This is a genomic window from Streptomyces sp. NPDC048479, from assembly GCF_040651435.1.
Taxonomy (GTDB): domain Bacteria; phylum Actinomycetota; class Actinomycetes; order Streptomycetales; family Streptomycetaceae; genus Streptomyces.
This window is the reverse complement of the sequence record NZ_JBEZKA010000130.1, coordinates 1-1,111: the sequence shown is the minus strand read 5'-3', so window position 1 is coordinate 1,111 and position 1,111 is coordinate 1. Positions and strand designations below refer to the sequence as shown.

The 1,111-nt window shown below is 68.0% G+C and carries 1 protein-coding gene; it reads right to left on the bottom strand.

The features are described 5' to 3' along the window. Window positions 1-24: 24 nt before the first annotated feature. Window positions 25-1,008 (bottom strand): IS630 family transposase, encoded by a 984-nt coding sequence (locus tag AB0D12_RS41370; RefSeq protein ID WP_362695282.1) that lies wholly within the window; start codon window positions 1,006-1,008, stop codon window positions 25-27. Between the last annotated feature and the right edge of the window lie 103 nt (window positions 1,009-1,111).

Sequence of the window (1,111 nt, the reverse complement as noted above, 5' to 3'; positions counted from 1 at the left end):
TATTGATCCGAAACTCAAAGGGTTCTATTCGAGGGTGTAGCGGACGTGTGGGCCGCCGAAGTAGCCGCGGATGATGTGTGGTTGGCGCTGGCGGCGGTGGAAGAACCTGCGGGTCTCGGCGGCGAGTTGTGCCTGGCCGCGGGCCCGGCTGTGATGCGGCAGGCTCCGCTTGAGGTCGGCGTTGACCAGCTCGTCGGGGTTCAGCTCGGGCGAGTACGACGGCAGGAAATGCAGCTCGATCCGGTCGGGGTGAGCGGCCAGCCAGTCACGGACCTTCCGTGAGCGGTGGGCGGAGTGCCCGTCCAGAACGAGGTGAACCTTGTGCGTGAAGTGTCCGGCGAGGCGGTCCAGGAAGCGGCACATGACGCCGGCGTCGAAGGACTCGGTGAACACCATGAAGTGCATGCGGCCCTTGGTACTGATCGCGGACATCGCGTTCACCGAGAACCGGTTGCCGCTGCGGCGCACGATCGGCGTACGGCCCTTCTCGCCCCAGGTGCGGCCGGTGACCTGGTCGGAACGGATGCCGACCTGATCGGCGAAGAGCACCTCGCCACCCTCGGCCCGCGCCTTCGCCCGGATCGCCGGCCAGGTCTCCTCCAGCCAGACGCGGACCGCCTGCGGGCTCTGCTCGACGGCCCGCTTGTCCGGGCGCTGGAACGACAGACCCCAGCGGCGCAGGTACTTGCCCACGCCCTGCTCGGTCAGCCGCACCCGGTACAGCTTCGCGATCAGGTCGCCCACCCCGGCACGCGTCCACAGTTGACCGGAAAGCCCCAGGTCGCAGGGACAGTGGTCCAGCACGGCCTGTCGAATAGCCTGCTGCTCGGCCTCGTCGAGCACCTGATGCTCACCGGGACGCCGCCCGCGTGGCCGGCATACCAACGCCTGACGCCCGCCCTCCAGCCACTTCGCCCACCAGCCGTCCACCGCCTTGAGCGAAACCTGGAACATCGCGGCGACATCCTCACGGTCCCGGCCCGCCGCCATCGCAGCCACCGCCCGCATCCGCAGAGCCTCCTGCACCTGCGGCGCCAACTGCCGCGCATCCCCCACCAGTTCAGTCACGCATCGATCAACGATCCAGAACCCCTACCGTTTCGGATCAATA